The sequence below is a fragment of the Streptomyces sp. NPDC001544 genome, from assembly GCF_042894285.1.
Classification (GTDB): domain Bacteria; phylum Actinomycetota; class Actinomycetes; order Streptomycetales; family Streptomycetaceae; genus Streptomyces.
Window position 1 is genome coordinate 292,968 of sequence record NZ_JBIAVN010000003.1, and the last position, 26,819, is coordinate 319,786.

The window sequence follows — 26,819 nt, forward strand, 5'->3', positions numbered from 1 at the left end:
CGTCGATGAGCCCCCGCGCCGGGAACACCGGCCCCCGCACTCTCGCCTTCGTGGAGAGTCCGGTGCAGTTGCTGAACGTGCTGGAGTGGGCGCATGTCCACGGCCTGCGCGGGACGGACACGTCCGGCGCGGGCCGGGTGGTGCCCCTGCCCGCGCAGGTGCGGCGCCCCGTGGACGGCGAGCAGCCGGCGCAGACGCGGTCCGGCGCGGAGCTCACCGTCGTCGTCCTGTCCCCGACCGACCCCATGACCCGGGGCCAGCTCCGCCGCATGGCCGACCTGGCCCGGGACGAGGGGTACCGGGTCCGCTGGGAGGAGGCCCGGGGCGGCCCGGCCGCACCCTTCCAGACGATCGGCGGACTCACCGGCCGGCTGCGCCGGGCGGACCGGATCGTCATGGGCGACCCCTTCTCCCGCTATGTGCAGCTGCTGCTGACGATCACCCGGGCCAAGGACCTCGTGGTGGTCGACGACGGCACGGCGACGATGGAGTTCGTCGCCCAGCTCGCCCGCGGTGAGCGCCTGGTGCGCTGGCACCGCAAGGGCGGCCGTCCCGGCGCGCGCGACCTGCTGTTCGCGCCGGTGTCCTCCTCCGCGCGGCGCCGGCTGACCCCGAACGCCGACCGCCGGGTGGAGGTCTTCTCCTCCATGCCGGTGCAGGAGAGACCCGACGGGGTGACGGTCACCGCCAACGACTTCGGCTGGACCCGCGCCCGCTTCGGCCCGCCCCGCATCACCGGCGGCGCGGACATGGTCGGCACCTCGCTGGTCGAGACCGGCGTCGTCGACGGGGACCGGTACCTGGAGGCGGTCCGCAACCTGGCCAAGGCCCACGGGGCCACCCGCTACTTCGCCCACCGCCGGGAGAGCGCCGAGAAGCTCCACCGGCTCGCCGCGGAGACCGGCCTGGAGATCGTCCGCCCCGACCTGCCGCTGGAGCTGATCGCCCGGCGCGGTCCGATCGGGCGGACGATCCTGAGCTTCCCCTCGACGGTCGTGCACACCCTGCCCCTGGCCCTGGCGGGTACCGGTGTACGGGTCGCCGTGTGCGACATCGACCCCGGCTGGCTGACGGAACACGCCTCCCCCCGGGCCCAGGGCTTCCTGTCCGGCGTCACCGGCACCGCCCGCGACGTCCACCGGCTGGCGGCGGTGAGCCCGGCCTAGAGGGTCACGTCCCCATGGTCCGCGCTGCCGGTGCTGCCCGGCTTGCGGGCCAGCAGGAAGGCCCGGGGGCGCTTCTCGTCGGCGACGGGTTCGCGGACGGTCGTGGCCACGGGCTCCAGGCCCGCTTCGGCGAGCAGGGCGGAGACGGTGTCCGGTGTGCGCCAGTAGTAGTGCAGGTCGATCTCGTGCCCGAACCGCTCCGTGAGGCGCATCCGGCCGGCGTCGTCGCCCGACTGGAAGCACAGCAGCACGTGCCCGCCCGGGACGAGGGTGCGGTGGAACTCCGCGAACGCCGCCGGCAGGTGGTCGTCCGGGACATGGATGACCGAGTAGAGCGCCATGATCCCGCCCAGTGTGCCGTCCGGCAGGTCCAGCGAGGTCATGGAGCCCACGTGGAACCGCAGGTGCGGATGCGCCTCGCGGGCCAGCGTGACCATCCGGGGGGAGAGGTCGACCCCGAAGACCGGCACCCCGAGCCCGTGCAGATGGGCGGTGACATGACCGGGCCCGCTGCCGAGGTCGGCGACCGGCGCCGAGCCGCCCGCCCTGACCAGCTCGGCGAAGGCGGCGATCAGGGCCAGGTCCACGGGGCCGATGTCCAGATCGGCGGGGAAGCGCTCCGCGTACTCCTTGGCGATCGCGTCGTAGGACGAGCGGGTGGCGGCCATGAAGTCCGCGTTGAGGTCCGTGCCGAGGTCCGCGTTGAGGTCCGCGTTGAGGTCCGCGTTCGGTTGGCTCACGGGGGCGCAGATTACCCTGCTCCGCCCGCACCGCTCCGACCTGCGGCTTTCCTTCCGGCGGTTCCGGTACGTGGACCGCACCAGCGTGGCTTTGGCGCCGCGTGGTATCCGTGGAGGAAAGGATGGATGGGTGATCCAGATGCGGCGAAACCGCGAAAGTTTACCCATCCGATACATCGGCTATGCGTCGGGCGGTCGGATTTTCTTCCCCTAACAGGTTGAAGTTTTGTTGATCGAGGGTCAGTTGACCGGTCCGGCGTCCTACCCTTCAGAGGGTGAACCAATTGATGTCCCCAGAGTCCGAGGCCGACCTTCCTGGCGATGCCGTGCTCCCCGGCCTGCTGAGCGAGTCGCTGTACGCGGAGCTCGTCGCGTTCCGGCGTGACTTGCACATGCACCCCGAGCTGGGCAACCAGGAGTTCCGTACCACCGCCGCGATCAAGGGGCGGCTCGAGAAGGCGGGGCTCAGGCCCCAGGTCCTCCCCGCCGGGACCGGGCTCGTCTGCGACATCGGGGCGGACCCCGATCAGGGGGCTGGCCGGATGCCCATACTGGCGCTGCGGGCCGACATCGACGGACTGCCCATCCCGGACACGAAGACCGAGTCCCCGTACCGGTCGACCGTGCCGGACCGCGCGCACGCCTGCGGTCACGACGTGCACACGACCGTGGTGCTGGGCGCCGGCCTGGTCCTCGCCGCACTGCACGAGAAGGGGCTGCTGCCCCGTCCCGTGCGGCTGATCTTCCAGCCCGCCGAGGAGGTGCTGCCCGGAGGCGCCGCCGACGTCATCGCGTACGGGGCGCTGGACGGAGTGGGGCGGATCATCGCCGTGCACTGCGACCCCCGGGTGGACGCCGGGAGGATCGGGCTGCGGCACGGGCCCATCACCAGCGCCTGCGACCGGCTGGAGATCGCCCTGGACGGGCCCGGCGGGCACACCGCCCGGCCGCATCTGACCACCGACCTGGTGACCGCCGCGGCCCGGGTCGCCACCGACGTGCCGGCGATCGTCGCCCGGCGGGTGGACAGCCGTAGCGGCCTCGCGGTGACCTGGGGGCGGATCGAGTCGGGGCACGCGCCGAACGTGATCCCGCAGCACGCCGAGCTCTCGGGGACCGTGCGGTGCCTCGACATCGACGCCTGGCGGCTGGCGCCCGACGTGCTGCACGCCGCGATCGACGAGGTCGCCACCCTGCACCGGGCCAAGTCCGAGATCAACTACGTGCGCGGGGTGCCGCCGGTCGTCAACGACCCCGAGGTGACCGAACTGCTGCGGGAGGCCATGGTCGCGCGGCGCGGGATCGAGTCCGTCGAGAGCACCGAGCAGAGCCTCGGCGGGGAGGACTTCTCCTGGTACCTGGAGCACGTGCCGGGGGCCATGGCCCGACTCGGGGTGCGCACCCCGGGTGAGCGCACGGTGCGCGATCTGCACCAGGGCGACTTCGACGCCGACGAGCGGGCCATCACGGTCGGCGTGGAGCTGTTCACCGCCGCGGCACTGCTGGACGCCGTGCAGTAGGGCACGCGTGGGGTCGGGGGAGGGGTGTCCGGTCGGCGCCCCTTCGTCCCCTTGCGTCATCCGGGTGTAACCGGCGGTAGACCGTTGTAACCGGGGGGCGGCACGAATCGGTAACGGCCCGGGAAAACCCCGTTCCCCTCCTCTTCTACGCGCGTTACTGTGCGCCGGAATCGCCACCACCGGCGGCACCCTCGCCACCGGCGGCACATTGGGGAAGAGCGGACCGTGTGACGGGGCCGTGGGGACGAAGGGGTGCTTGCTGTGCGTCTGATCTCTCGGAGGACGAGATTCTCCCAAGCTGCGGTGACCGTCGCGGTCGTCGCCCTCGCGGCCGCCGGGTGCGGCAAGTCCAGCACGGAGTCCACCGGGACGTCCTCCAAGGACGGCAAGTACTCCGGCAAGGGGATCGGCCTGGCGTACGACATCGGTGGGAAGGGTGACCAGTCGTTCAACGACGCCGCCTACGCCGGTCTCCAGAAGGCGGAGGGCGAGTTCAAGATCGGTGGCCGGGATGTCGAGCCGACGGACAACGAGTCGGACGCGGACAAGACGCAGCGTCTGGTGACCCTGGCGAAGGCGGGTTACAACCCGGTCATCGGTGTCGGTTTCGCCTATGCGCCGGCGGTGAAGGAGGCCGCGGCGAAGTTCCCGAAGGTGACCTTCGGCATCATCGATGACGACAAGGTGCAGGCGAAGAACGTCGCCGACATGCTGTTCCACGAGGAGCAGTCCTCGTATCTCGCCGGTGTCGCGGCCGCGAAGGCGACGAAGAAGAACCACATCGGCTTCATCGGCGGCGTGGACGTTCCGCTGATCCACAAGTTCGAGGCGGGCTTCAAGCAGGGTGCCCAGTCGGTCAACCCGAAGATCAAGATCGAGTCGCAGTATCTGACTCAGACGCCTCAGGAGGGCGGCTTCTCCAGCCCCGACAAGGGTGAGAACGCGGCCAACGGTCAGATCGACGCGGGCGCCGACGTGCTCTACGCCGCCGCCGGCCTCTCCGGTCAGGGCGTGATCAAGTCCGCCGCCGAGCACAAGGTGTGGGCCATCGGCGTCGACTCCGACCAGTACAAGCAGGCCGCGCTGGCCAAGTACAAGGACTACATCCTCGGCTCCGCCCTGAAGAACGTCGGTGGCGCCGTCTACGACCTCGTCAAGTCCGTCTACGAGGGCAAGCCGCTCAGCGGCGACGTCCGAGGTGACCTGAAGTCCGGCGCCGTCGGCTTCGCCGACTCCAACCCGAAGTACAAGGCACTGACCGCCGTGGTCTCGGCCGTGGACAAGGCCAAGCAGAACATCATCGACGGCAAGGTCACCGTCAACACGCAGTGAGGGGGCATCGCCCCTGAAGCGTCGTCCCAGGCAGTTGAAGAAGGAGCCCCGGACCGAAATCGATCGGCCGGGGCTCCCTCTTTACGCGCTGTGCGGGGCGCGGCTCGCTCTAGTCGAACGGGTCCGTCTCAACACTGATCCTGTACACCTCGATACCGGTGTGCCCCGGGTCGGTGCTGCAGACGGCCTTCGAAGTCTCACCATCGCGGGTGTTGACCCAGGGGCCGTTGACGTTGTGCGTGTGGCCGGCGGAGTTCATGCAGACGACCTTCACCCGGTGGGTGTCGAAGCGGGTGCCGCCCCCGGTGCACTTGGCGTAGCCGGTCCCCTGGTCGTGGGAGATCCAGGTGGTGCAATTGGCCGAGGCGAGCGCGGGCGTGGCGACGCCGACGACGGTCGCCGACACGGCAAGGCCGACGCCGACTGCCGCGGCGCCGATCCTGGTCAGTTTCATGATCCTCCCCGAAGATCGAAAGAGATGCCGCAGGTTGGTCGGACCTGCGGAGGTTGCACGTCCGGGATTCTGCCGGTGTGGGGCACGAGGAAGATCACCCTCGGGAGGGATCTTGTATTCCCTTCGAACTGATAGGTGTCCCTTGCCACCCGCAAGGGGCACATCGCTGTCCGTAACCTGGAGCCGTGACTGTGGCCACAGCTGGATAACGGACCGGACATTGGGGGTTTTCCGCCAGGTCTACGCGCGTTACGCTGCCGCGGAACCAGCGCCTGGGTTGGGCGCTTGCACAAAGGAGTCACGTTCCATGCGCCGGGTGTCCCGTATCACGATTGCAGGCGTTGCGACCGCAGCGCTCGCCGTCACCGTCTCTGCCTGTGGCAGCTCGTCCACGTCCTCCGCCTCCGGTGGGGGCAAGTCCAAGGGCATCGGCCTGGCGTACGACGTCGGCGGCAAGGGCGACCAGTCCTTCAACGACGCCGCCTACGCCGGCTTCGAGAAGGCCCAGAAGGACTTCGGCGTCAGCGGGCGGGATGTCGAGCCACAGGACGGCGAGTCGGACGCGGACAAGACGCAGCGTCTGGTGACCCTGGCGAAGGCGGGTTACAACCCGGTCATCGGTGTCGGTTTCGCCTATGCGCCGGCGGTGAAGGAGGCCGCGGCGAAGTTCCCGAAGGTGACCTTCGGCATCATCGATGACGACAAGGTGCAGGCGAAGAACGTCGCCGACATGCTGTTCCACGAGGAGCAGTCCTCGTATCTCGCCGGTGTCGCGGCCGCGAAGGCGACGAAGAAGAACCACATCGGCTTCATCGGCGGCGTGGACGTTCCGCTGATCCACAAGTTCGAGGCGGGCTTCAAGCAGGGTGCCCAGTCGGTCAACCCGAAGATCAAGATCGAGTCGCAGTATCTGACTCAGACGCCTCAGGAGGGCGGCTTCTCCAGCCCCGACAAGGGCGAGAACGCGGCCAACGGCCAGATCGACGCGGGCGCCGACGTGCTCTACGCCGCCGCCGGCCTCTCCGGTCAGGGCGTGATCAAGTCCGCCGCCGAGCACAAGGTGTGGGCCATCGGCGTCGACTCCGACCAGTACAAGCAGGCCGCCCTGGCGAAGTACAAGAACTACATCCTGACGTCGGCCCTGAAGAACGTCGAGGGCGCGGTCTATGAGCTCTCCAAGTCCGTCATCAAGGACAAGAAGCCGCTCTCCGGTGACGTCCGCGGCTCGCTGGACAACGGTGGCGTCGGTCTGTCCGACTCCAACCCGGCCTTCAAGAACAACGCCGGCATGCAGGCCGCGATCAAGAAGGCCGAGGCCGGTATCAAGGACGGCAGCATCAAGGTGAAGACCTCCTGACGTTCTCGGTCGGAGGCCTTGGCCGGAAGGCGCTGCAATGGCAGCGTTACGGCCGCGCAACGGGGCACGGGCAGGATGCAGTCCGCGCCCCGTTCGCGCGGCAGAATGCTCGGAACGGATCGGGTACTTGAACAACTTGGACAAGGCCGGTCAGGTCCGAGCACTATTTAAAGCAGGGGCGCTACGCGCGTAGAGTGGCCCCTTTCCCGAGGAGAGTGCGCCATCGACGCGTCCAGCAGCCCTCCGCTCACCGCTCAGTCGACAGTCGCGGTAGAGCTCGCGGGCATCACCAAGCGATTCCCGGGTGTCGTGGCCAACCACGACATCCACCTCACGGTCCGCAAGGGCACCGTGCACGCCCTGGTCGGCGAGAACGGCGCCGGCAAGTCGACCCTGATGAAGATCCTCTACGGCATGCAGAAGCCGGACGAGGGCACCATCGCGGTCGACGGCGAGCAGGTGAGCTTCGCCAGCCCCGCGGACGCCATCGCCCGCGGCATCGGCATGGTCCACCAGCACTTCATGCTGGCCGACAACCTGACCGTGCTGGAGAACGTGGTGCTCGGCAGCGAGAAGCTGCACGGCATCGGCGGCGGCGCACGCAAGAAGATCAAAGAGATCTCCGACCGTTACGGTCTCGGTGTCCGCCCGGACGTCCTCGTGGAGGACCTCGGCGTCGCCGACCGCCAGCGCGTGGAGATCCTCAAGGTCCTCTTCCGCGGCGCACGCACCCTGATCCTCGACGAGCCGACCGCCGTCCTCGTCCCGCAGGAGGTCGACGCGCTCTTCGCCAACCTGCGCGAGCTGAAGTCCGAGGGCCTCTCCGTCATCTTCATCTCCCACAAGCTGGGCGAGGTGCTCTCCGTCGCCGACGACATCACCGTCATCCGGCGCGGTACGACGGTCGGGACCGCGATCCCGTCCGAGACCACCCCGCGCCAGCTGGCCGAGCTGATGGTCGGCAGCGAGCTGCCCACGCCGGAGACCGCCGAGTCCACGGTCACCGACCGGGCCGTGCTGGAGGTCAGGAACCTCACCGTCCACGCCCGCGGCGCCGTCTCCATGGGCACGGAGGAGGAGCCCTCCGCCGGGGGTCTCACCGAGTTCGCGCCCGCCGGCGAGGTCAAGAAGGTCCTCGACGACGTCACCTTCACCATCCACGCCGGCGAGGTCATGGGCATCGCGGGTGTCGAGGGCAACGGCCAGACCGAGCTGATCGACGCGCTGATCGGCACCAAGCACGCCGACTCCGGCTCGATCCACTTCCTCGGCGAGGACATCACCCCCTGGGCCACCCGCAAGCGTCGTGAGCGGGGCGTCGGCTACATCCCCGAGGACCGCCACCGCCAGGGCCTGCTGCTGGAGTCCCCGCTCTGGGAGAACCGCATCCTCGGTCATGTCACCGAGAAGCCCAACGCCAGGGGCTTCTGGCTGGACCCCAAGGGCGCCCAGGCCGACACCCGCCGGATCGTCGAGGAGTACGACGTCCGCACCCCGGGCATCGACGTCACGGCGGCCTCCCTCTCCGGCGGCAACCAGCAGAAGCTGATCGTCGGCCGCGAGATGAGCCACGATCCCAAGTTCCTGATCGCCGCCCACCCCACCCGCGGTGTGGACGTCGGCGCCCAGGCGCAGATCTGGGACCGCATCCGGGAGGCCCGCCGCGAGGGCCTGGCCGTGCTGCTGATCTCCGCCGACCTGGACGAGCTGATCGGTCTGTCGGACACCCTGCGCGTCATCTACGACGGCAGGCTGGTCGCCGACGCAGACCCGGCCACCATCACGCCGGAGGAGCTGGGCTCGGCCATGACGGGTGCCGCGTCCGGTCACCTGGAGCACGAAGAGACCGCCCCCCAGGGCGACGACAACGCCGGTCCGGAGGACGAGGCCCGATGAAGAAGTTCGACAAGGAGCGGGTGCTCGTCGCGGTGGCCGGACCGGTCATCGCACTGGTCCTGGCGATCCTGCTGACCTCCGTGGTCCTGCTCGCCTCGGGCAAGAACCCGATCGAGCCGTACACGCTGATGCTCCAGCAGCTGCCGTACTCGGACATCCAGGTCCTGATCATCAACCAGGCGTCGCTGTACTACATCGCCGCCATCGCGGTCGCCCTCGGCTTCCGCATGAACCTGTTCAACATCGGCGTCGACGGCCAGTACCGCCTGGCCGCGGTGATGACCGCCGTCGTCGGCGCGCACGTGGCGCTGCCTGCCGCGCTGCAGATCCCGCTGCTGCTCCTGGTCGCCATGTGCACCGGTGCCTTCTGGGCCGGCATCGCCGGTGTCCTGAAGGTCACCCGCGGTGTCAGCGAGGTCGTCGCGACGATCATGCTGAACTCGATCGCCACCGCCGTCATCGGCTACGTCACCCTCACCGACGTGTGGGGCGTGCAGGTCGGCGACAACGTGACGACCGGCGTGATGAAGAAGTCCGGCTGGTTCCCTGGCATCGACCTGGGCCCGGACGTCGGCTCGATCTACGGTCTGGTCTTCCTCGCCGTCCTGCTCGGCGTCGGCTACTGGGTCGTCCTCAACCGCACCCGCTTCGGCTTCGACCTGCGCGCCACCGGCGCCTCGGAGACCGCCGCCGCGGCCTCCGGCGTCGACGCCAAGCGCATGGTGCTGACCTCCATGCTCATCTCCGGCGCCATCGCGGGCCTGGCCGGACTGCCGCTGCTGCTCGGCGACACCCACACCTACAGCCTGAGCTTCCCCGCGGGCCTCGGCTTCACCGCCATCGGCATCGCCCTGCTCGGCCGCAACAACCCCGGCGGCATCGCCCTCGCCGCCCTGCTGTGGGCCTTCCTCGACAAGGCCTCGCCCGCCCTCGACTACGCGACCCCCGTGGCGTACGACAAGGAGATCGCCACGATCATGCAGGGCCTGATCGTGTTCGCGGTCGTCATCTCGTACGCGGCCGTCCAGCAGTGGGCCCTGCGCCGCCAGCAGCGCCGGGTCGGCGCCGAGCTGGCCGCGGCCGCCGTCCAGAACACCAAGAAGGAGGTGGCTGCCTGATGTCCACCGCGACCATCGCCAAGCCGCAGGCGAAGCAGCCCCGCAAGGGTGGCCGCCGTATGTCGCTCCCGGTACTCCTGCTGGTCATCGCGGGTGTGCTGGTGCTGACCTCGATCGTCCGGCTGATCACGGGCGCGGACGGCATCACCTCGGTCGGACAGATGTCCACCGCGCTGCAGCTCGCCGTGCCGATCGGTCTCGCGGGCCTCGGCGGCCTGTGGGCCGAGCGCGCGGGCGTCGTCAACATCGGCCTCGAGGGCATGATGATCCTCGGCACCTGGTTCGGTGCCTGGGCCGGCTACCAGTGGGGCCCGTGGACCGGTGTCGTCTTCGGCATCATCGGCGGCGCGCTCGGCGCCGTCCTGCACGCCATCGCCACCGTCACGTTCAACGTCAACCACATCGTCTCCGGTGTGGCGCTGAACATCCTGGCCCTCGGCGTGACCCGCTACCTGTCGAAGTTCACCTTCGCCGACGCCCCGCAGGGCTCCACCAAGCAGTCCCCGCCGATCGACTCCCTCGGCGACTTCAGCATCCCCGGCCTGGCGGACTGGCTGAACACGCTCAACGGGAAGCACTGGTTCCTGGTCTCGGACCTCGCCGGCCTGCTCGGCGGCCTGGTCACCGACCTGTCGCCGCTGACCGTCGTCGCTGTCGCCCTGGTCCCGGCGACCTGGTGGGTGCTGTGGCGGACCGCCTTCGGTCTGCGTCTGCGCTCCTGCGGTGAGAACCCGGTGGCGGCCGAGTCCCTCGGCGTCAACGTGTACAAGTACAAGTACATCGCGGTGATCATCTCCGGCGGCTTCGCCGGCCTCGGCGGCGCGTTCCTGTCGATCGTGGCGTCCAACGTGTACCTCGACGGCCAGACCGCCGGCCGCGGCTACATCGGTCTCGCCGCGATGATCTTCGGCAACTGGATGCCGGGCGGCCTGGCGCTCGGTGCGGGCCTGTTCGGCTACACCGACAGCCTCAACCTGCGCGGCGGCACGGTGAACGTCCACGCGCTGATCCTGCTGCTGGCGATCCTGCTGGTGTTCGGGGCGGCGTACCTGGCGTGGCGCAAGAAGTACGTCCCCGCCGTCGTCACGTTCGTCATCGCGGCCCTGATGTTCGTCTGGTACACCTCCACGAACGAGGTCCCGCGACAGCTGGTGACGGCCACCCCGTACATCGTCACGCTGCTCGTCCTCTCGCTGTCCGCGCAGAAGCTGCGCATGCCGAAGGCGGACGGTCTGCCCTACCGGAAGGGACAGGGCAAGTGACGTCGACCCCGTCGGCCGCCGGCTTCGACTGGGAGCCGCTGCGGGCCGAGGCGCGGGAGGCCATGTCCCACGCCTACGCCCCCTACTCGGGCTACCCGGTCGGGGTCGCCGCCCTGGTCGACGACGGGCGCACGGTCACCGGCTGCAACGTCGAGAACGCCTCCTACGGGCTCGGGCTGTGCGCCGAGTGCGGGCTGGTCTCCCAGCTGCAGCGCACCGGGGGCGGCCGGCTGACGCACTTCACGTGCGTGGACGGCACCGGCGGCCTGCTGGTGCCGTGCGGCCGCTGCCGCCAGCTGCTGTACGAGTTCGGCGGGCCGGACCTGCTCCTGGACACCCCCGCGGGCGTCCTGCCGCTCTCCGAGATGCTGCCCCAGGCCTTCGGCCCGGACCATCTCACCAAGTAAGTCCCGTACGGCCCCCCTCGACGCGTTCAGGGGGGCCGTGCACCTTCGCAACCCCGGAAGGGAAACCCATGGCCATGGACGCCATCTCCGTCATCCGCACCAAGCGGGACCGCGGTGAACTCAGCGACGAGCAGATCGACTGGGTCATCGACGCGTACACGCGCGGGGAGGTCGCCGACGAGCAGATGTCGGCGCTCGCGATGGCCATCCTGCTCAACGGCATGAACCGCCGCGAGATCGCCCGCTGGACCGCCGCGATGATCGCCTCCGGCGAGCGCATGGACTTCTCGGCGCTGTCCCGTCCGACGGCCGACAAGCACTCCACGGGCGGCGTCGGCGACAAGATCACCCTGCCGCTGGCCCCGCTGGTCGCCGCCTGCGGCGCGGCCGTCCCGCAGCTCTCCGGCCGTGGCCTCGGCCACACCGGCGGCACCCTCGACAAGCTGGAGTCGGTCCCCGGCTGGCGCGCGCTGCTCTCCAACGAGGAGATGCTGCACGTCCTGGACACCACCGGCGCGGTGATCTGCGCGGCGGGCGACGGACTGGCCCCGGCGGACAAGAAGCTGTACGCGCTGCGGGACGTGACCGGCACGGTGGAGGCGATCCCGCTGATCGCCTCGTCGATCATGTCGAAGAAGATCGCGGAGGGCACGGGGTCGCTGGTCCTGGACGTGAAGGTGGGCACGGGCGCCTTCATGAAGACCATCGAGGACGCCCGGGAGCTGGCCTCCACGATGGTCGGCCTCGGCACCGACCACGGCGTCAAGACGGTCGCGCTCCTGACCGACATGTCGACCCCGCTCGGCCTGACGGCCGGCAACGCCCTGGAGGTCCGCGAGTCGGTCGAGGTCCTCGCGGGCGGCGGCCCGGCGGACGTGGTCGAGCTGACCGTCGCCCTGGCCCGCGAGATGCTCGACGCGGCCGGTGTCAAGGACGCCGACCCGGCGAAGGCCCTGGCCGACGGTTCGGCCATGGACGTGTGGCGCCGCATGATCGCGGCCCAGGGCGGCGACCCGGACGCTCCGCTCCCCACGTCGAGGGAACAGCACGTGGTCAAGGCCCCGGCCTCCGGCGTCCTCACCCGCCTCGACGCCTACGACATCGGTGTCGCCGCCTGGCGCCTCGGCGCGGGCCGCGCCCGCAAGGAGGACCCGGTGCAGGCGGGCGCGGGCGTCGAGATCCACGCCAAGCCGGGCGAGCCGGTCCGTGCGGGCGAGCCCCTGCTGACCCTGCACACCGACACCCCCGAGCGCTTCGAGTACGCGCTGCAGTCGGTGGAGGGTTCCTTCGACATCGCGCCCGAGGGCACGGAGTTCTCGGCGTCGCCGGTGGTGCTGGAACGTATCGCCTGACCAGGCCATTGCCCTTTCGGGTGAACGGGATCGGTGGACCTTTGCCGGTCCCGTTCGGCATGCTGGGATCGGTGACGCACCGATTGGAGAACGGCCATGAGCGCACTCACCGTGAGCCAGGAGCCCGAGCAGAGCTGGGACGACCTCGTCCGGTTCTGGGAGGAGATGGAATGGCCTGAGGGCAGCACGGTGGAGATCATCGAGGGGATCGTCACCGTGTCGCCTGCTCCCGCCTTTCGCCACAACGTGATCGTGGCGCGCATTCACCGGCGCCTGGTCCCGGTGATTCCCGAAGGCTGCGAGATCTTCCAGACCCAGTCCATTGCCGTGCCCTCGCGCTTCGGCATGTTCACCCCCGACCTCATGGTGGCGCCCGTTCCGGAAGACGACGACATGGCTACGTACATGCCGGCCGGCATGGCGGAGCTGGTCGTTGAAGTCACGTCGAAGTCCAATGCCCGCCACGACCGCGTCAGCAAACTGGCTGGGTATGCGGCTGCTGGTATCCCCCTGTACCTCCTCGTTGACCGCTGGGCCCCCAACGGGCCCACGGTGACGCTATACGGAGAGCCCAAGGACGACGTCTACCGACCGCTGAGCGCCGCAAAGTTCGGCGAGGCCGTCAGGCTTCCCGCTCCGTTCGACCTTGTGATCGACACCAGCGATTTCCCGACCACGTAGGGCCCGGCCTCGACGCCCGATGAATTAGTCCCCCTCGCCGGGTCTACAGCACGTGGACCCCAACACACCCCCCGTACTCGTCCTCCCCGGCCCCGTCACCGGAGGCGACGTGCCGGGGCTCTGCGACGACCTACGGGCGCTGCTGGACGCGACCGGAGGAAGAGTCGTCGTCTGCGATGTCGCCGGGCTAGGGCCTCCCGGACTCGGCGTCGTCGATCTGCTCGCCCGCCTCGCCCTCACCGCCCGCCGGGCCGGAGGCCGCATACGCCTGCGGGACCCCACTCCCGCGCTACGCGCCCTGCTCGACCTGGTCGGCCTCCGCTTCCAGGTGGAGGGGCAGGTCGAAGAGCGGGAACCAGCGCTGGGTGTCGAGGAAGCAGTGGAACCCGGTGATCCGGCCCTCTGATATCTCCAGCACCTGCACCGCCCACGCGGTGAACCCACCGGCTTCCGGGTCCGGCTTGTACTGGGCGAAGCCCGGCAGCCCGTTGACCTGGACCGGCAGCAGCCGGGAGCCCGCGCAGGCCGCGCCGAGGGTCGTCATGAAGCCCGTGATGTCGTCGTGGCCGGTCAGCCACAGGTCGAACGGCGGCATCGTCATGACGGCGTCCTCGTGCAGCAGGGCCGTCAGCGCCGTCATGTCGTACCCCTCGAACGCCTTCACATAGCGCTCCAGGAGCTTCTGCTGCTGCTCGTCCAGCGGATCGGACACCGCCGCCCCGGCGCCCTTGTCGTCCCGCTCGGCGAGCGTGGCCCGCGCCCGCTGCAGCGCGCTGTTGACCGAGGCGACCGTGGTGCCGAGCAGCTCGGCGACCTCGCTCGCCCGCCAGGCCAGCACCTCGCGCAGGATCAGCACGGCCCGCTGCTTGGGCGGAAGCTGCTGCAGCGCCGCCATGAAGGCGAGCCGGACCGACTCCTTGGCGACGGCGGCCTCCGCCGGGTCCTCGACCATCGGCAGCACACGAGCGTCCGGCATCGGCTCCAGCCAGGTGTGGTCCGGGCGGGGGGAAAGGGCCGCCCGGGCGAGCGGCGTGGACTCCGTGAGGTCCATCGGCCGGGCCCGCTTGTTGCCCGCGGACAGCATGTCCAGGCAGACGTTCGTCGCGATCCGGTACAGCCAGGAGCGCAGGCTGGAGCGGCCCTCGAACTTGTCGTAGCTCCGCCAGGCGCGGACCAGGGTGTCCTGTACCGCGTCCTCCGCCTCGAAGGACGAACCCAGCATGCGGTAGCAGTAACCGGTCAGCTCGGTCCGGTGCTTCTCCAGTGCGACGTCGAGGTCCGTCGTCGTCGCGGTGCTGCTGTTTCCCATCGTCCACCCACCCCTGTGCCCGATCCTGTGGCGCGCCTTCACGCCCAGTACTCCGGAAGCTACCGCAGCCCACTGACAACGGCCCCCGGAGCGCTCGAAAGGGCAGGTCAGCGCCATGACGGGGCACGGTCAGAACGGGGCACGGTCAGACGAGTTGCTTCACGGACATCAGCAGATGCCGGTGCGCCTCGAACGGCTCCCCGCCCCCGCCGCCCTCATGACCATCCCCGCCCGAGCTCAGCAGCGCCCGCTGCCCCGTCCCCAGCATCTCCAGCCGCAGCCGCGGCCCCTCGAAGGAGTTCACCGCGTCCACCAGGTACGCCGGGTTGAAGGCCACCGAGGCCTCCGCACCGCCGTTCAGCGAGGCGGGCAGCCGCTGCGCCGCCACGTCGTCCCCGTACCCGGCCCGCACCAGCACCGACCCGCCCCCCTCGGCCGAGAAGTCCAGCCGTACCGGACTGTTCGCCTCCGCCACCACCGCGACCCGCCGCACCGTCTCCGCCAGCGCCTCGCGCTCCACCTCGGCGACCACGGCGCCCGCCATGTCGAACAGCGCCCCGTACCCCGGCAGCCGCCCGTCCAGCCGCCGGACGACCGTCCGCATCCGCGCGCCCTCGAAACCGGCCGACCCCGCGTCCAGCCCGAGGCGTACGGTCCCGGACCGCGCCAGCGACCGGGCGGCGTCGAGCAGCCGCCGCGCGGGCAGCAGCACCGCCACCGCCTCCTCGGCGGCGGCCCCCTCCGGCTTCCACTCCAGCCGGCGTACGGCGTACCGGTAGCGGTCCGACGCGGACAGCGTCATCTCGCCGGCCTCCATGCGCAGTTGGACGCCGGTCAGCACCGGCAGCGTGTCGTCCCGGCCCGCCGCCACGGCCACCTGCCCGACCGCCGTCGCGAACGCCGCCGCGTCCACCCCGCCGTACAGCGGAGGCGGCGCCGGAACCGCCGGGTACTCCTCGCGCGGCAGCGTCGACAACCCGAACCGCGTGCCGCCCGCCTCCACCGTGAACCGCGTGCCCTCCAGCGCGCAGCTCACCGGCCCGTCCGGCAGCACCCGGCAGATGTCCAACAGTCTGCGCCCCAGGACGAGCACCTCACCGGCCGTCTCCGTCTCGGCGTCCACCTCGATGCGCGCCGCGGTCTCGAAGTCGAAGCCCGACACCGTCAGCCGCCCGGCCCCGGCCGCCAGCAGCAGCCCGCCCAGCACCGGTACGGGCGTACGCGCGGGCAGCGCGCGTGCCGCCCACCCGACGGCCTCGGCGAGATCCACGCGCGCGATCCGGAACTCCATACGACGAACCCCCTGCTCGATCCAGCTGACGGGCGGACGCTACTGGCGACCACTGACAACCGGCCCCGAGCAGGGGGTACGCCGTAAGGGCTCAGTGCGCGCCGACCGGCTCCCGCCGGGCCGCGACCCGGGCCGCGTGCGAGCCGAACACCGTGATCGCCACGACGCCGAGGACCGCCAGCAGGCCGACCCCGACCGTGCCGGCCCAGCCGCCCGCGTGGAAGGCCGTCGCGCCGAGCGTGCTGCCCACGCTGGAGCCGATGTAGTACGTCGACTGGTACAGCGCCGCCGCCTGGGCCCGGCCGGTCGTCGCCGTCTTGCTGACCGCCGAGGACGCGACCGCGTGGCCCGCGAAGAACCCCCCGGTGATCAGCACCAGGCCCAGCAGGACCAGGGGGAGCCAGACCGTCAGGGACAGCAGCAGGCCCGTCGCCGTCGTGCCGCCGGCCAGGTACAGCGCGCCGCGTCGGCCGAGGCGGCCCACCAGCCGGCCCGCCGCCGACGCCGAGGCCGTACCGACCAGGTACACCAGGAAGATCGAACCGATGATGCCCTGCGGCAGCCCGAACGGCTCCTCCGTCAGGCGGTAGCCGATCACCGTGTACACGCCGCCGAAGACGGTCATGAAGAGCGCGCCGATCGCGTACAGGCGGCCCAGCAGCGGGTTCGCGAGGTGGTCGCGGACCGCGCGGGCCAGCACCCGCGGGCGCAGCGAGCCCGGGGTGAAGTGCTTCGGGGCCGGCAGCAGCAGCCGGAACGCCACCGCGCAGGCCACCGCGACCGCGCCGACCACGCCGACCGCGACGCGCCAGCCCCACTCCTGGGCCACCCAGCCGGTGATCACCCGGCCGCTCATACCGCCGACGCTGTTGCCCGCGACGAACAGGCCGATCGCCGTGACCAGCGCCCTCGGCCGGACCTCCTCCGCGAGGTACGCCGTCGCGGAGGCGGGCACCCCGGCCACGGCCGCGCCCTGGAGCGCCCGCAGCACCACCAGGACACCCAGTGACGGCGCGAACGGCACCAGCATCCCCACGGTCACCGCCACCGCCAGCGAGGCCGTCATCACCGTACGGCGGCCGAAGCGCTCCGACAGCGCGCTCATCGGCAGCACGAACAGCGCCAGCCCGCCGGTCGCCGCCGCCACCGTCCAGCTGGCCTCGCTCGCCGCCACCCCGAAGTCGTCCGAGATCAGCGGCAGCAGGGCCTGGGTGGAGTACAGCAGGGCGAAGGTCGCGACACCGGCCAGGAAGAGGGCGAGCCTCATCCGGCCGTAGCCGGGGCCGCCGGGGGCCATGCGCGAGTCCGAGGAATCGGAGGAAGAAGACGTTGCGGCGCCCACGACGGTGGACGCCCCGGTATCGGCGGGAGACATGCTTCGAACCTACGGACGAGCCCTTTCATCCGTCCAATGCACGGACTCGCCATAATCGTTCCCATGGTGCATCAGCCGAGGTCACAGGAGCGTCTGTCACGATCCAGTGACACAGAAGACATCGTCACGTTGCTCGCGCCACGCCTGGCGTACTTCGCCGGCGTCGCCCGCACCGAGCACGTGACCCGTGCCGCCCAGGAGATGAGCGTCCCGCAGTCCACGCTTTCGCGGGCCATGGTCCGCCTGGAACAGGACCTGGGCGTCGACCTCTTCGCCCGCCACGGCCGCACCGTGTCCCTCACCCCCGCGGGGCGCACCTTCCTCGGCTCCGTCGAACGCGCCCTCGCCGACATCGGGCGGGCCGCCGAGGAGGTACGCGCCGACGCCGACGCGACCACCGGCAAGGTCGCCTTCGGCTTCCTGCACACCATGGGCGCCGAGACGGTCCCCGGTCTGCTGCAGGCCTTCCGCGCCGACCACCCCCGCGTCCGCTTCAGCCTCGTCCAGAACTACGGCGAGGCCATGCTGGAGCGGCTGCGCGCCGGGGAACTCGACCTCTGCCTGACCTCCCCGGTCCCTGACGCCCCCGACCTGGTCGCCCGCCGCCTCGACGAGCAGAAGCTGCGCCTGGTCGTCCCCGCCGACCACCGCCTCGCCGGCCGCAGGCGCGTCCGGCTCGCCGAGGCCGCCGACGAAACCTTCGTCACCCTGGAACCCGGCTACGGTCTGCGCCGCATCACCGACGACCTCTGCAGCGAGGCGGGCTTCAAACCCCGCGTCGCCTTCGAGGGCGAGGAGGCGGAGACCCTGCGGGGCCTGGTCGCGGCGGGGTTGGGCGTGGCCCTCCTGCCACCGCCGGTGTTCCCCCGGCCGGGCGTGGTGGAACTGACGGTCACCGCACCACGAGCGGCACGCGAGATCGGCGTGGCCTGGCTGGCGGGCCACCCGGACACGCCTCCGGTGGCCGCCTTCAAGAGGTTCCTGCTCTCACGCCGCGGGAATCTGCTGCCCTGAGGGGGCGGCCCCGGTGGGGCCCTGTGCCGGTCCCTGTGCCGGTCCCTGTGCCGGTTCCTGTGCCGGCTCCTGCGTCAGCCCCTGCGGATCGACCGCCCGAACCCCGCGGCCAGCGGCATCCGCAGCCCGATCGGCGGCGGCGCGGCCAACGCGTCCTCCAGCGGGCGGGCCAGCGTGTGCCCGAACAGCGTCCCCATCGTGAAGTCCTCGACCAGTGCCTGCACTTCACTGCGGTACTGGTGCAACCCGTGTCCGTCCGAGTGCACTTCGAACCGGCACACCTCGCGGTTCGCCTTCTTCGCCCGGACCGCCAGCCGGAACGACAGCTCGGGGTCGCTGCGCCCGTCGTTGGTGCCGTGCACGACCAGGACGCGCCGTCCGGCCAGCTGCTTCACCGGTTCCGCGGGGGCGGCCATGTCGTCCTCGGGCAGCCAGGGCGCGACGGCCACCACGGAGTTCACGGCCTCGTGCCCGGCCGCCCGCAGTGCCGCCCGCCCGCCCATCCCGACCCCCACCAGGCAGACCGGGACGTCGCCGTAGCGCCGTACGACCTCGTCCGCCGCCCAGGAGGCGTCGCCCGCCAGATGGGCCGCGCCGCCGTTCCAGCCGCGGTAGCGGTAGTGCACGACATGGGTGGCGAGCCCCTCGTCGCGGCCCGCGCGTGCGAGCCGGCGCCCGAGGGCGCGGACGAAGGCCGTCGCCCAGACGGGGGACGGCCTGCGGTCGGATACCTCCTCGCCGCCGGGCAGCAGCAGGACCGCGCCGCTCACCGCCGACGGCACTGGCCCGACTGCCCTGCCCAGCCGGGCCGTTCGGGCCGGCGTCACTTCCTGTGCCATGACAGAACAGTGTCAGAAGTGCCGGTGTACGCCACCCGTCCGTGCGGTCACTGTTACGTATCGGCGAAAACGTAAACCGGGTGATCTACGCGCGTAGGAGGTAGAGTGCGGAAATGACGAGCCAGAGCACCGCGAACACCCCGACGCCGGACCGGATCCGCCGGGCGCCCAAGGTTCTGCTGCACGACCACCTCGACGGCGGCCTCCGCCCGGGGACGATCGTCCAACTCGCCCGCGAGTCGGGATACTCCCAGCTTCCCGAGACCGATCCCGACAAGCTCGGCACCTGGTTCGCCGAGGCCGCCGACTCCGGTTCCCTGGAGCGGTACCTGGAGACGTTCTCGCACACCGTCGGCGTGATGCAGACCCGCGATGCGCTCGTCCGGGTGGCCCGGGAGTGCGCCGAGGACCTGGCCGAGGACGGGGTGGTGTACGCCGAGGTGCGGTACGCGCCCGAGCAGCACCTGGAGGGCGGACTCGGCCTGGAGGAGGTCGTCGAGGCCGTCAACGAGGGCTTCCGGGAGGGAGAGGCGATCGCCCGCCGCAGCGGTCACCGCATCCGGGTCGGCGCCCTGCTGACCGCCATGCGGCACGCGGCCCGCGCCCTGGAGATCGCCGAACTCGCCAACCGCTACCGCGACCTGGGCGTCGTCGGCTTCGACATCGCGGGCGCCGAGGCCGGCTACCCGCCCACCCGGCACCTGGACGCCTTCGAGTACCTCAAGCGCGAGAACAACCACTTCACCATCCACGCCGGCGAGGCCTTCGGGCTGCCGTCCATCTGGCAGGCGCTGCAGTGGTGCGGCGCCGACCGGCTCGGGCACGGCGTACGGATCATCGACGACATCCAGGTCCACGAGGACGGCTCGGTCGAGCTCGGCCGGCTCGCGTCCTACGTCCGGGACAAGCGCATCCCGCTGGAGCTGTGCCCGAGCTCCAACCTCCAGACCGGGGCCGCCGCCTCCTACGCCGAGCATCCGATCGGGCTGCTGCGGCGCCTGCATTTCAGGGCCACCGTGAACACGGACAACCGTCTCATGTCCCACACCAGCATGAGCCGGGAATTCGAGCATCTCGTCGACGCGTTCGGCTACACGCTCGACGACATGCAGTGGTTCACCGTCAATGCGATGAAATCGGCGTTCATCCCTTTCGATGAACGACTGGCGATGATCAATGACGTCATCAAGCCCGGATATGCCGAACTGAAATCCGAATGGCTTTTTCGGCAGACCGCCTCTACCAGCGGTTCTGTGGATCCGGAGAGCTGACCGGAGGGCGAGAGGCGGTACGGAATGCGGACGGGTTCCCACCAGTCGTCCGCATTTCAATGTTTGCGGGGGTGGCTTCGCGTGTTTACGGTCGTGGACCGCTCAGTCCCCCGTCATCCAGTCAAGGACGAATTCAAGATGAAGCAGTCTGCTGTCAAGACCCTCGGTGTCGCCGCGCTCGGTGTCGCCATCGCCGCCGTCGGCGCGGGCACGGCCGACGCGGCCGCGGGCCCGAACGCCGGAAAGACGCTGGACGGTGTCACCAAGACGCTGCCGACCAAGAACGTCGAGAAGGCCCTGCCGGGTGCCGGTCAGGCGCTCTCCAAGGGCCGGCCCGCGGTCCTGGCGGGCACCACCGCCGCCCGGCCGGTCGCCGACCAGGCGCTCCGGCAGGGCCCGACCTCGCCGGTCAGCGGGTTGCTCGGCGGTCTGCCGGTGGCGGGGGGCCTGGCGAAGGGTCTTCCGCTCGTCTGACCCGGATCACCGCACCTGCCGTCGGGGCGCGGCCGTCACATGCGGCGCGCCCCGACGGCGAACGGTGCGGGGCACCGCCCGGACCTGTCAGGCCCTACCAGGCCGTGCGCGCCTTGTCCTCCGCGGGCAGCAGGATCCACAGCGCTATGTAGAGCAGGAACTGCGGCCCGGGCAGTAGGCAGGAGACCAGGAAGATCACCCGCATCGTCGTCGCGGAGGTGCCGAAGCGCCGCGCCAGCGCTGCGCACACTCCGCCGATCATGCGGCCATGGGTGGGGCGGGCAAGGGCGGTCATGGTCGGCTCCTTCGTGAGCGTCTGTGGCGAGGCCACCCGGTCGGCTGCCTCGACTGACATCCACGCTACGCGGACGAAGCGGACGAAGCGTCGCTCTGCGGTGCGATGCCGACCCTGGGAATCGTCGGGGTCCGACCCTGAGAGGCCTCCTCCTGCGGCCGGCGGACACGCTCGTTCCTGCGGCGGAGCCAGGACCGGCCCGCCGGGACGAGGGCGAGGTGGGCCAGCACCACACCGGCCGTGTTCAGCAGCAGGGAGTCGACGTCGACGACCCGCCCGGGCACCCCCGTCTGCAACAGCGCTATGCCCAGGGAGATCAGGGCGGCCGCCGTGGCCGTACGGATCAGGGAGGCGAGCGGGGACACGGCGAGCCTGCCGTGCGCCATCGGCAGCAGTACGCCCAGCGGTGCCAGTAGCGCGAGGCCCGCACCGATCCGGCGGGCCGCCTCGGCCCAGCCCAGCGCCAGGTCGGCCCGGATCCCGGCCAGCGGACGCAGGTTGGCGGGCATCATCCAGGGCACGTCCAGGGGCCGCAGCGTGAGCCAGGCGACGAGCGCGAGGTGTGCGACCAGGAGGGCACCCCCTGTCACACGGACGCGGATCGCGGCGCTGCCGCCGATGGAGCCTTGACGCTGCACGCCCCCGTAGACGCGCGCGCGTGCACGATCGGTTCCGGATCCGCCCCACGCGGGTACACAAGGCTTCCGGCGCACCCGGCGCCGCACGGACGGCGCCCGCCGGTCAGCCGGCGGTCACCTCACTGGACGTCGGTTTCCTACTGCCCGGCCGGTTCCGCACCTCGTCGGTGCACTCGTAGCGGCGCAGCGGCCCGCTGCCCGGCCCGCCCAGGACCACCGAGCCGTCCCCCTCGGCCGCGGCCGAGTCGGAGAACGTGCACACGATCTGGGCGAGGGCGTAGGGGGTGAGCTGGTCGGGGGCGGTGCTCAGCCGCAGCGCGTCCTCCGGGTCCTTCGGGCGCGGCCCGGTCACGGCCATGCCCCCGCGCACGTACGTCGTGTAGCCGGCGTTCTTCTCCCCGGCGGACGGCGTCTGGGCGAGCTGGTCCAGCAGCCCCTGGGCCACGAGCACCCGGCGCTTGGCGTCCGCCGTGCCGTCCGGGACGCGCACCGACCGGTCCACGGTGACCAGCGACGAGCCGCACAGCAGGAACACCTGCACGGGCACCCCGTGCGAGGACTGCGTGGTGAGGTCCGGCTCGGTCAGCGAGCACGGCACCCGGGAGGGCGCCGCGCCGAAGTCCGTGGGCACCTGGGTGGCCCTGATCCCGCAGCCGGTCAGCAGCGCGGCGAGTATGGGGAGCGCCAGCAGGCGTCGTGCGTTCATGACGCCTCTTCCTTCGAACCCTTCGAACCCGTGGGGCCCTTCGAACCCTTCGTACCGTCGCCCTTGCCGTCGCTCCCCTCCGCCAGCGCGGAGGCGTCCTTCGGCAGCCGCAGTGTGAACACCGCGCCGCCCTCGGGCGAGTTGGCGGCGGTGATCCGGCCGCCGTGGATGCCCGCGTTCTCCATCGCGATGGACAGGCCCAGGCCGCTGCCCTCGGAACGCGGCCGGGAGGCGCTGGCCTTGTAGAAGCGGTCGAAGACGTGCGGCAGGACGTCCTCGGGGATACCGGGACCGTGGTCGCGCACGGCGACGACCAGGTCCTCGCCTTCGATGCGCACGGAGACCCGCACCGGAGACCCGCCGTGCTTGAGCGCGTTGCCGATCAGGTTGGCGAGGATGACGTCCAGGCGGCGCGGGTCGAGCCGGCAGTGGATGCCGCGCTCGGCGTCCAGCTCCACGGCGTCCAGCCAGGCGCGGGCGTCGATGCAGGCGGTGATCTGGTCGGCGATGTCGACGTCGTCCAGGACCAGGCGGGCGGTGCCCGCGTCGAAGCGGGTGACCTCCATCAGGTTCTCGACGAGGTCGTTCAGCCGCCGGGTCTCGCTCACCACCAGCCGCACGGCCGGCTCGATCATCGGGTCGATGCTCCCGGACTCCGCCTCCAGCTCCTCCTCCAGCACCTCCGTCACGGCGGTGATGGCGGTCAGCGGAGTGCGCAGCTCGTGGGACATGTCGGCCACGAACCGCCGGGACGCCTCGTCCCGCGCGGCCATCTCCGCGACCCGCTGCTCCAGTGCCTCGGCCGCGTTGTTGAACGTCCGGGACAGATCGGCGAGTTCATCGGTGCCCGAGACCCGCAACCGGGTGTCCAGTCTGCCCTCGCCGAGCCGGCGTGCGGCGACGCCGAGCCGGTGCACCGGCTTCAGCACGGTCCCCGCCGCGGCCTGCGCGAGCAGCGCCGAGCCGATCAGCGCCAGCCCGGTCGCGATGCCCAGCGACCAGGCGAGGGAGTTGAGGTCCTTGGCCTCCGGCTCCAGCGACTTGACCATGTAGCCGGTCGGTCCGCCGCCGATCACCTTCGTGCCGGCGACCAGGTACGGGGTGCCGTGGTCGACGACCCGCTGCCAGTACAGGTGGTACGGCGACTTGTTGCCGTCGGCCACCTTCTGCTGCTTGTTCACCGCGGCCCGCAGCGATCCGGGCACGTCGTCCAGCGCGAACCCGTTCAGACCGCCGGAGTTGCCGTACACCGCCTTGCCGTCGGCGTCCGTCGCGACCAGCAGCACGCTGAAGCGCTGACTGCTGGCCGCCATCTGCCCGGCGGTGCGCTGCAGTTCGTCCTGGGTGGGCGGCACGGGCAGCGCACCGGCCCGGTTCTGCATCTCCTGCTGGAAGTCGCGCAGTACCGCGTCCTGGGCGCGGGTCAGCACCGCCTCACGGTTCAGCCAGTACGCGATGCCGGACGCCGACACGGCGGCGGTGAGGGCGACCAGCCCGAAGACCAGGACCAGCCGCAGCCGCAGACTGGTGAAACGCAGCCGCGACACGGCTCCCTTACGCCCCGCGGACCAGCCGCGGAACCCCCCTTGTTCCTTGGTCACTGAGGCGTGTCCAGCCGGTAGCCCACACCACGGACGGTACGGATCAGCGTCGGGGACGACGGGACGTCCTCGACCTTGGCCCGCAGCCGCTGCACACAGGCGTCCACCAGCCGCGAGTCACCCAGGTAGTCGTGCTCCCACACCAGCCGCAGCAGCTGCTGCCGGGACAGCGCCTGCCCGGGCCGCCGGCTCAGCTCCAGCAGCAGCCTCAGCTCGGTCGGCGTCAGCTGGAGGTCCTCGCCGTTCTTCGTCACCGTCATCGCCGAGCGGTCGATGACGAGACTGCCGAACGTCGCCGAGTCGCTGGACTCCCGCTCGCCGCGCCGCAGCACGGCTCGGATCCGGGCGTCGAGAACCCGGCCCTGCACCGGCTTGACGACGTAGTCGTCCGCCCCCGACTCCAGCCCGACCACCACGTCGATGTCGTCGTTGCGGGCGGTCAGCAGGATGATCGGCAGCTGGTCCGTGCGCCGGATGCGCCGGCACACCTCGAACCCGTCGATGCCGGGCAGCATCACGTCCAGCACGATCAGGTCCGGCCGCTGCTCGCGCAGCAGCTTCAGGCCGTCCTCGCCGGTGGCAGCGGTGGCAACCCGGTGACCCTGGCGCGTCAGAGACAGCTCCAGGGCCGTACGGATGGCGTCGTCGTCCTCGATCAGCAACAGGGAAGGCACGGGCTCATTCTGGCCTATGGAGAGGCTCCTGGACGACCTGTGGGCCGGGGTGCCCTCCCGGCACCCCGTACCGCCACCACCTGTGCGCACGGTGTGACAGCCGTGTGACCGACCCCTGTGACAGGTCTGTGACAGTCGGCGGACATGGCCATGAAGTGCCGTCGGCAAGCTTTTCGGCACAGGCAAGCCAGACCGCCTGAGCGAGACGAACACCGGAAAGTCCACGACGGGGGGCGCGAGATGAACACGCTGCACGGCACCAGCACCAGCGCAGTGGTCACGCGGCTGCACGGCGTGAACCGGGGTTCCGAGAGGTCCGGAGCGGATGGGGGCACCTCCCGCGCGAGCATGTCCGAGCGTGGGGGAGTGCGGGGGTGCGCTCGCGGCGCCGGGCGTCAGCTTCCGGCCTACATGTCGGTGGTTGACGCGCACACGGGGGAATCGCACGGGGGAGCCGCGTACGGGGAGGACTCGGGGGAGCGCCGCTCGCCGACGGAGACCGTGGATGCCGAAGCGGCGTTCACCGCCTACGTCCAGGAGCGCCGCGCCTCCCTGTACGCAACCGCCTACCACCTCACCGGTGACCGCTTCGAGGCCGAGGACCTGCTGCAGAGCGCGCTGTTCTCGACGTACCGGGCCTGGGACCGGATCAGCGACAAGGCCGCGGTCGGCGGATACCTCCGCCGCACCATGACCAACCTGCACATCAGCGCCTGGCGGCGCCGCAAGCTCAACGAGTACCCGACCGAGGAACTGCCGGAGACGCCCGGCGACACGGACGCCATGCGCGGCACCGAGCTGCGCGCGGTGCTGTGGCAGGCGCTGTCCCGGCTGCCCGAACTCCAGCGCACCATGCTGGTCCTGCGCTACTACGAGGGCCGCACGGACCCGGAGATCGCGGAGATCCTCGACATCAGTGTCGGCACGGTCAAGTCCAGCATCTGGCGGTCGCTCCGCCGGCTGCGCGAGGACGAGGTCCTCAGCTTCGGCCGTGACGAGGAATACGCCTTCGGGGAGCTGGTCGCCTGAAGGTAGGGGCCCGCGGCCGTAGGCCGCTGATGGGCTCGGCGGGGGAGTACCACCCGGGGGGAAGTACACGGGGGAAGCAAGGGGGATCGCGGGGAACTCCGTCACGGGGGACGTGGACGGAGTGCGGGACTGGAGGGCCGGGGGGTCCGTCCAGTCCCGCTTTTTTACGCCCGCTTTTTGCGGCTGCCTCTCTTCGGCGTACGTCCGCCGATCAGGCCGCCGTACGCGTGCCCCGGGTCTGCCGGCCCACCGCCGCGGCCGCCAGCCTGCCCAGGGCCTCGTCCCGGTCACAGGCGTGCGCGCCCAGCGAGACCTGGCGGGTGACGATCGACCGTTCCGCGCGCATCAGCCGCCAGCCGCGGCGCAGCAGGAACGGTACCGACTTGCGGCCCTCCTGCAGATCCCGCAGGAAACGCCGGCGGAAGGTGGTGACCGGCCCGCGGGTCAGGCACAGCGCGTCCGCCAGCACCCCGAGCTCACGGCAGCGCTCGACGATCTCGGCGGCGAAGATGCCCTCCGCGATGAACAGCGGGGCACGGCCGATGCGCAGCGTCTCCTCGCCCGTACGGGCGCTCAGCGCGATGTCGTACACCGGTACGGGCGTCGATCCCGTGGCGCACAGCCGGGTGATGGCCTCGACCGCGACGTCCGCGTCCCACGACCGCGGATGGTCCCAGTCGATGTCGGAACTTCCCTCCACCAGAGGCAGCGTCGGGTCGTCGCCCTCCTTGTAGAAGTCGTCGAGGCGCAGGACAGGGAGCCCGGAACGGGCGGCGACGAGTGACTTGCCCGAGCCCGAGGGGCCGCACAGCAGCACGACACGGGCGGGGGGCGGGGGATGAATGCTCACGGAACACCAGTTTGACGCATGGTGAGCCCTCTGCCGACCCCGCGGGTCGGCTTTGGAGTGTGCGTCACACCTCAATCACGCTCGGTCGAGAACTCGTCACCGAGTGCGCCGGAAGGTGGCGTGCCGCGCTTCCCCCCCGGACGGAGGGGGAAGCGCGGCTCCCGGCCG

Annotated in this window: 27 protein-coding genes; 15 read left to right on the forward strand and 12 right to left on the reverse strand. The window is 70.9% G+C overall.

Going from position 1 to position 26,819, the window contains the following annotated elements:
• Window positions 1-5: 5 nt before the first annotated feature.
• The gene (locus ACFY0F_RS11275; protein WP_388791885.1) at window positions 6-1,166 is read left to right on the forward strand and encodes a hypothetical protein; all 1,161 of its coding nucleotides are present in this window, start codon (window positions 6-8) and stop codon (window positions 1,164-1,166) included.
• Here the strand turns inward: ACFY0F_RS11275 and ACFY0F_RS11280 are convergent.
• Window positions 1,163-1,834 (reverse strand): class I SAM-dependent DNA methyltransferase, encoded by a 672-nt coding sequence (locus ACFY0F_RS11280; protein WP_388792406.1) that lies wholly within the window; start codon window positions 1,832-1,834, stop codon window positions 1,163-1,165. The two genes, ACFY0F_RS11275 and ACFY0F_RS11280, sit on opposite strands and share 4 nt — an antisense overlap.
• 359 nt (window positions 1,835-2,193) lie before the next feature.
• On the opposite strand from ACFY0F_RS11280, the gene ACFY0F_RS11285 reads away from it, so the two are divergent.
• Both ACFY0F_RS11285 and ACFY0F_RS11290 read left to right on the forward strand, forming a co-directional pair.
• Window positions 2,194-3,426 (forward strand): M20 family metallopeptidase, encoded by a 1,233-nt coding sequence (locus tag ACFY0F_RS11285; protein WP_388791887.1) that lies wholly within the window; start codon window positions 2,194-2,196, stop codon window positions 3,424-3,426.
• Window positions 3,427-3,729: 303 nt separating this feature from the next.
• Window positions 3,730-4,758 carry a BMP family protein gene (locus ACFY0F_RS11290; RefSeq protein WP_388791889.1) on the forward strand — a complete coding sequence of 343 codons (1,029 nt, stop codon included), beginning with the start codon at window positions 3,730-3,732 and terminating at the stop codon, window positions 4,756-4,758.
• A 109-nt stretch (window positions 4,759-4,867) separates the two neighbouring features.
• Here ACFY0F_RS11290 and ACFY0F_RS11295 read toward each other — a convergent pair whose 3' ends face one another.
• Window positions 4,868-5,212 carry a hypothetical protein gene (locus tag ACFY0F_RS11295; protein WP_388791891.1) on the reverse strand — a complete coding sequence of 115 codons (345 nt, stop codon included), beginning with the start codon at window positions 5,210-5,212 and terminating at the stop codon, window positions 4,868-4,870.
• A 307-nt stretch (window positions 5,213-5,519) separates the two neighbouring features.
• Here ACFY0F_RS11295 and ACFY0F_RS11300 point away from each other — a divergent pair, with 307 nt between their 5' ends.
• The 8 genes from ACFY0F_RS11300 to ACFY0F_RS11335 all read left to right on the forward strand — a co-directional run bounded on the left by ACFY0F_RS11300 (window position 5,520) and on the right by ACFY0F_RS11335 (window position 13,691).
• Complete coding sequence (locus tag ACFY0F_RS11300) at window positions 5,520-6,569, forward strand: BMP family protein (RefSeq protein WP_388791893.1); 1,050 nt, start codon at window positions 5,520-5,522, stop codon at window positions 6,567-6,569.
• Between the two features lie 222 nt (window positions 6,570-6,791).
• Window positions 6,792-8,465 carry an ABC transporter ATP-binding protein gene (locus ACFY0F_RS11305; RefSeq protein WP_388792408.1) on the forward strand — a complete coding sequence of 558 codons (1,674 nt, stop codon included), beginning with the start codon at window positions 6,792-6,794 and terminating at the stop codon, window positions 8,463-8,465.
• The gene (locus tag ACFY0F_RS11310) at window positions 8,462-9,583 is read left to right on the forward strand and encodes an ABC transporter permease (RefSeq protein WP_388791895.1); all 1,122 of its coding nucleotides are present in this window, start codon (window positions 8,462-8,464) and stop codon (window positions 9,581-9,583) included. The genes ACFY0F_RS11305 and ACFY0F_RS11310 overlap by 4 nt, the downstream gene beginning before the upstream one ends.
• On the forward strand, window positions 9,583-10,845 hold the full coding sequence (locus tag ACFY0F_RS11315) for an ABC transporter permease (RefSeq protein ID WP_388791897.1): 1,263 nt from the start codon (window positions 9,583-9,585) through the stop codon (window positions 10,843-10,845). Before ACFY0F_RS11310 ends, ACFY0F_RS11315 begins: the two co-directional genes overlap by 1 nt.
• A complete protein-coding gene (locus ACFY0F_RS11320; RefSeq protein ID WP_388791899.1) occupies window positions 10,842-11,252 on the forward strand; it encodes a cytidine deaminase in 411 nt (136 codons plus the stop codon). Before ACFY0F_RS11315 ends, ACFY0F_RS11320 begins: the two co-directional genes overlap by 4 nt.
• Before the next feature lie 68 nt (window positions 11,253-11,320).
• The gene (locus ACFY0F_RS11325) at window positions 11,321-12,604 is read left to right on the forward strand and encodes a thymidine phosphorylase (RefSeq protein WP_388791901.1); all 1,284 of its coding nucleotides are present in this window, start codon (window positions 11,321-11,323) and stop codon (window positions 12,602-12,604) included.
• Between the two features lie 96 nt (window positions 12,605-12,700).
• Window positions 12,701-13,285: a Uma2 family endonuclease gene (locus ACFY0F_RS11330; RefSeq protein ID WP_388791903.1), complete on the forward strand. Its 585-nt coding sequence runs from the start codon at window positions 12,701-12,703 to the stop codon at window positions 13,283-13,285.
• A 52-nt stretch (window positions 13,286-13,337) separates the two neighbouring features.
• Window positions 13,338-13,691 (forward strand): STAS domain-containing protein, encoded by a 354-nt coding sequence (locus ACFY0F_RS11335; protein WP_388791905.1) that lies wholly within the window; start codon window positions 13,338-13,340, stop codon window positions 13,689-13,691.
• Here the strand turns inward: ACFY0F_RS11335 and ACFY0F_RS11340 are convergent.
• From ACFY0F_RS11340 to ACFY0F_RS11350, 3 genes are all read right to left on the reverse strand, one after another.
• Window positions 13,575-14,594, reverse strand: coding sequence for a sigma-70 family RNA polymerase sigma factor (locus ACFY0F_RS11340; protein ID WP_388791907.1), 1,020 nt, complete (start codon window positions 14,592-14,594; stop codon window positions 13,575-13,577). The genes ACFY0F_RS11335 and ACFY0F_RS11340 overlap by 117 nt on opposite strands.
• Window positions 14,595-14,739: 145 nt before the next feature.
• On the reverse strand, window positions 14,740-15,885 hold the full coding sequence (gene dnaN / locus ACFY0F_RS11345; RefSeq protein WP_388791909.1) for a DNA polymerase III subunit beta: 1,146 nt from the start codon (window positions 15,883-15,885) through the stop codon (window positions 14,740-14,742).
• Between the two features lie 91 nt (window positions 15,886-15,976).
• Entirely contained in the window at window positions 15,977-17,260 is a 1,284-nt protein-coding gene (locus tag ACFY0F_RS11350) for an MFS transporter (protein WP_388791911.1), read from the reverse strand.
• A 63-nt stretch (window positions 17,261-17,323) separates the two neighbouring features.
• Between ACFY0F_RS11350 and ACFY0F_RS11355 the strand changes: the two genes are divergently transcribed.
• On the forward strand, window positions 17,324-18,274 hold the full coding sequence (locus ACFY0F_RS11355) for a LysR family transcriptional regulator (RefSeq protein ID WP_388791913.1): 951 nt from the start codon (window positions 17,324-17,326) through the stop codon (window positions 18,272-18,274).
• 74 nt (window positions 18,275-18,348) lie between these two features.
• Here the strand turns inward: ACFY0F_RS11355 and ACFY0F_RS11360 are convergent, their stop codons facing one another.
• The gene (locus ACFY0F_RS11360; RefSeq protein ID WP_388791915.1) at window positions 18,349-19,113 is read right to left on the reverse strand and encodes an alpha/beta hydrolase family protein; all 765 of its coding nucleotides are present in this window, start codon (window positions 19,111-19,113) and stop codon (window positions 18,349-18,351) included.
• Between the two features lie 113 nt (window positions 19,114-19,226).
• Between ACFY0F_RS11360 and ACFY0F_RS11365 the strand changes: the two genes are divergently transcribed.
• Together ACFY0F_RS11365 and ACFY0F_RS11370 are read left to right on the forward strand one after the other, a co-directional pair.
• Window positions 19,227-20,384 (forward strand): adenosine deaminase, encoded by a 1,158-nt coding sequence (locus ACFY0F_RS11365; RefSeq protein ID WP_388791917.1) that lies wholly within the window; start codon window positions 19,227-19,229, stop codon window positions 20,382-20,384.
• 138 nt (window positions 20,385-20,522) lie between these two features.
• Window positions 20,523-20,858, forward strand: coding sequence for an ATP-binding protein (locus ACFY0F_RS11370; protein ID WP_388791919.1), 336 nt, complete (start codon window positions 20,523-20,525; stop codon window positions 20,856-20,858).
• A gap of 94 nt (window positions 20,859-20,952) precedes the next feature.
• Here ACFY0F_RS11370 and ACFY0F_RS11375 read toward each other — a convergent pair whose 3' ends face one another.
• The 5 genes from ACFY0F_RS11375 to afsQ1 all read right to left on the reverse strand — a co-directional run bounded on the left by ACFY0F_RS11375 (window position 20,953) and on the right by afsQ1 (window position 24,772).
• On the reverse strand, window positions 20,953-21,153 hold the full coding sequence (locus ACFY0F_RS11375) for a PspC domain-containing protein (protein ID WP_388791921.1): 201 nt from the start codon (window positions 21,151-21,153) through the stop codon (window positions 20,953-20,955).
• A gap of 65 nt (window positions 21,154-21,218) precedes the next feature.
• A complete protein-coding gene (locus ACFY0F_RS11380) occupies window positions 21,219-21,791 on the reverse strand; it encodes a VanZ family protein (protein ID WP_388791923.1) in 573 nt (190 codons plus the stop codon).
• A gap of 103 nt (window positions 21,792-21,894) precedes the next feature.
• Window positions 21,895-22,497 carry a hypothetical protein gene (locus ACFY0F_RS11385; RefSeq protein WP_388791925.1) on the reverse strand — a complete coding sequence of 201 codons (603 nt, stop codon included), beginning with the start codon at window positions 22,495-22,497 and terminating at the stop codon, window positions 21,895-21,897.
• Window positions 22,494-24,098 (reverse strand): ATP-binding protein, encoded by a 1,605-nt coding sequence (locus tag ACFY0F_RS11390; protein WP_388791927.1) that lies wholly within the window; start codon window positions 24,096-24,098, stop codon window positions 22,494-22,496. The genes ACFY0F_RS11385 and ACFY0F_RS11390 overlap by 4 nt, the downstream gene beginning before the upstream one ends.
• Window positions 24,095-24,772: a two-component system response regulator AfsQ1 gene (gene afsQ1 / locus ACFY0F_RS11395; RefSeq protein ID WP_388791929.1), complete on the reverse strand. Its 678-nt coding sequence runs from the start codon at window positions 24,770-24,772 to the stop codon at window positions 24,095-24,097. Before afsQ1 ends, ACFY0F_RS11390 begins: the two co-directional genes overlap by 4 nt.
• Before the next feature lie 240 nt (window positions 24,773-25,012).
• On the opposite strand from afsQ1, the gene ACFY0F_RS11400 reads away from it, so the two are divergent.
• Window positions 25,013-25,801 (forward strand): SigE family RNA polymerase sigma factor, encoded by a 789-nt coding sequence (locus tag ACFY0F_RS11400; protein ID WP_388791931.1) that lies wholly within the window; start codon window positions 25,013-25,015, stop codon window positions 25,799-25,801.
• Between the two features lie 211 nt (window positions 25,802-26,012).
• Here the strand turns inward: ACFY0F_RS11400 and ACFY0F_RS11405 are convergent, their stop codons facing one another.
• Window positions 26,013-26,618: a uridine kinase gene (locus ACFY0F_RS11405; RefSeq protein ID WP_388792410.1), complete on the reverse strand. Its 606-nt coding sequence runs from the start codon at window positions 26,616-26,618 to the stop codon at window positions 26,013-26,015.
• Between the last annotated feature and the right edge of the window lie 201 nt (window positions 26,619-26,819).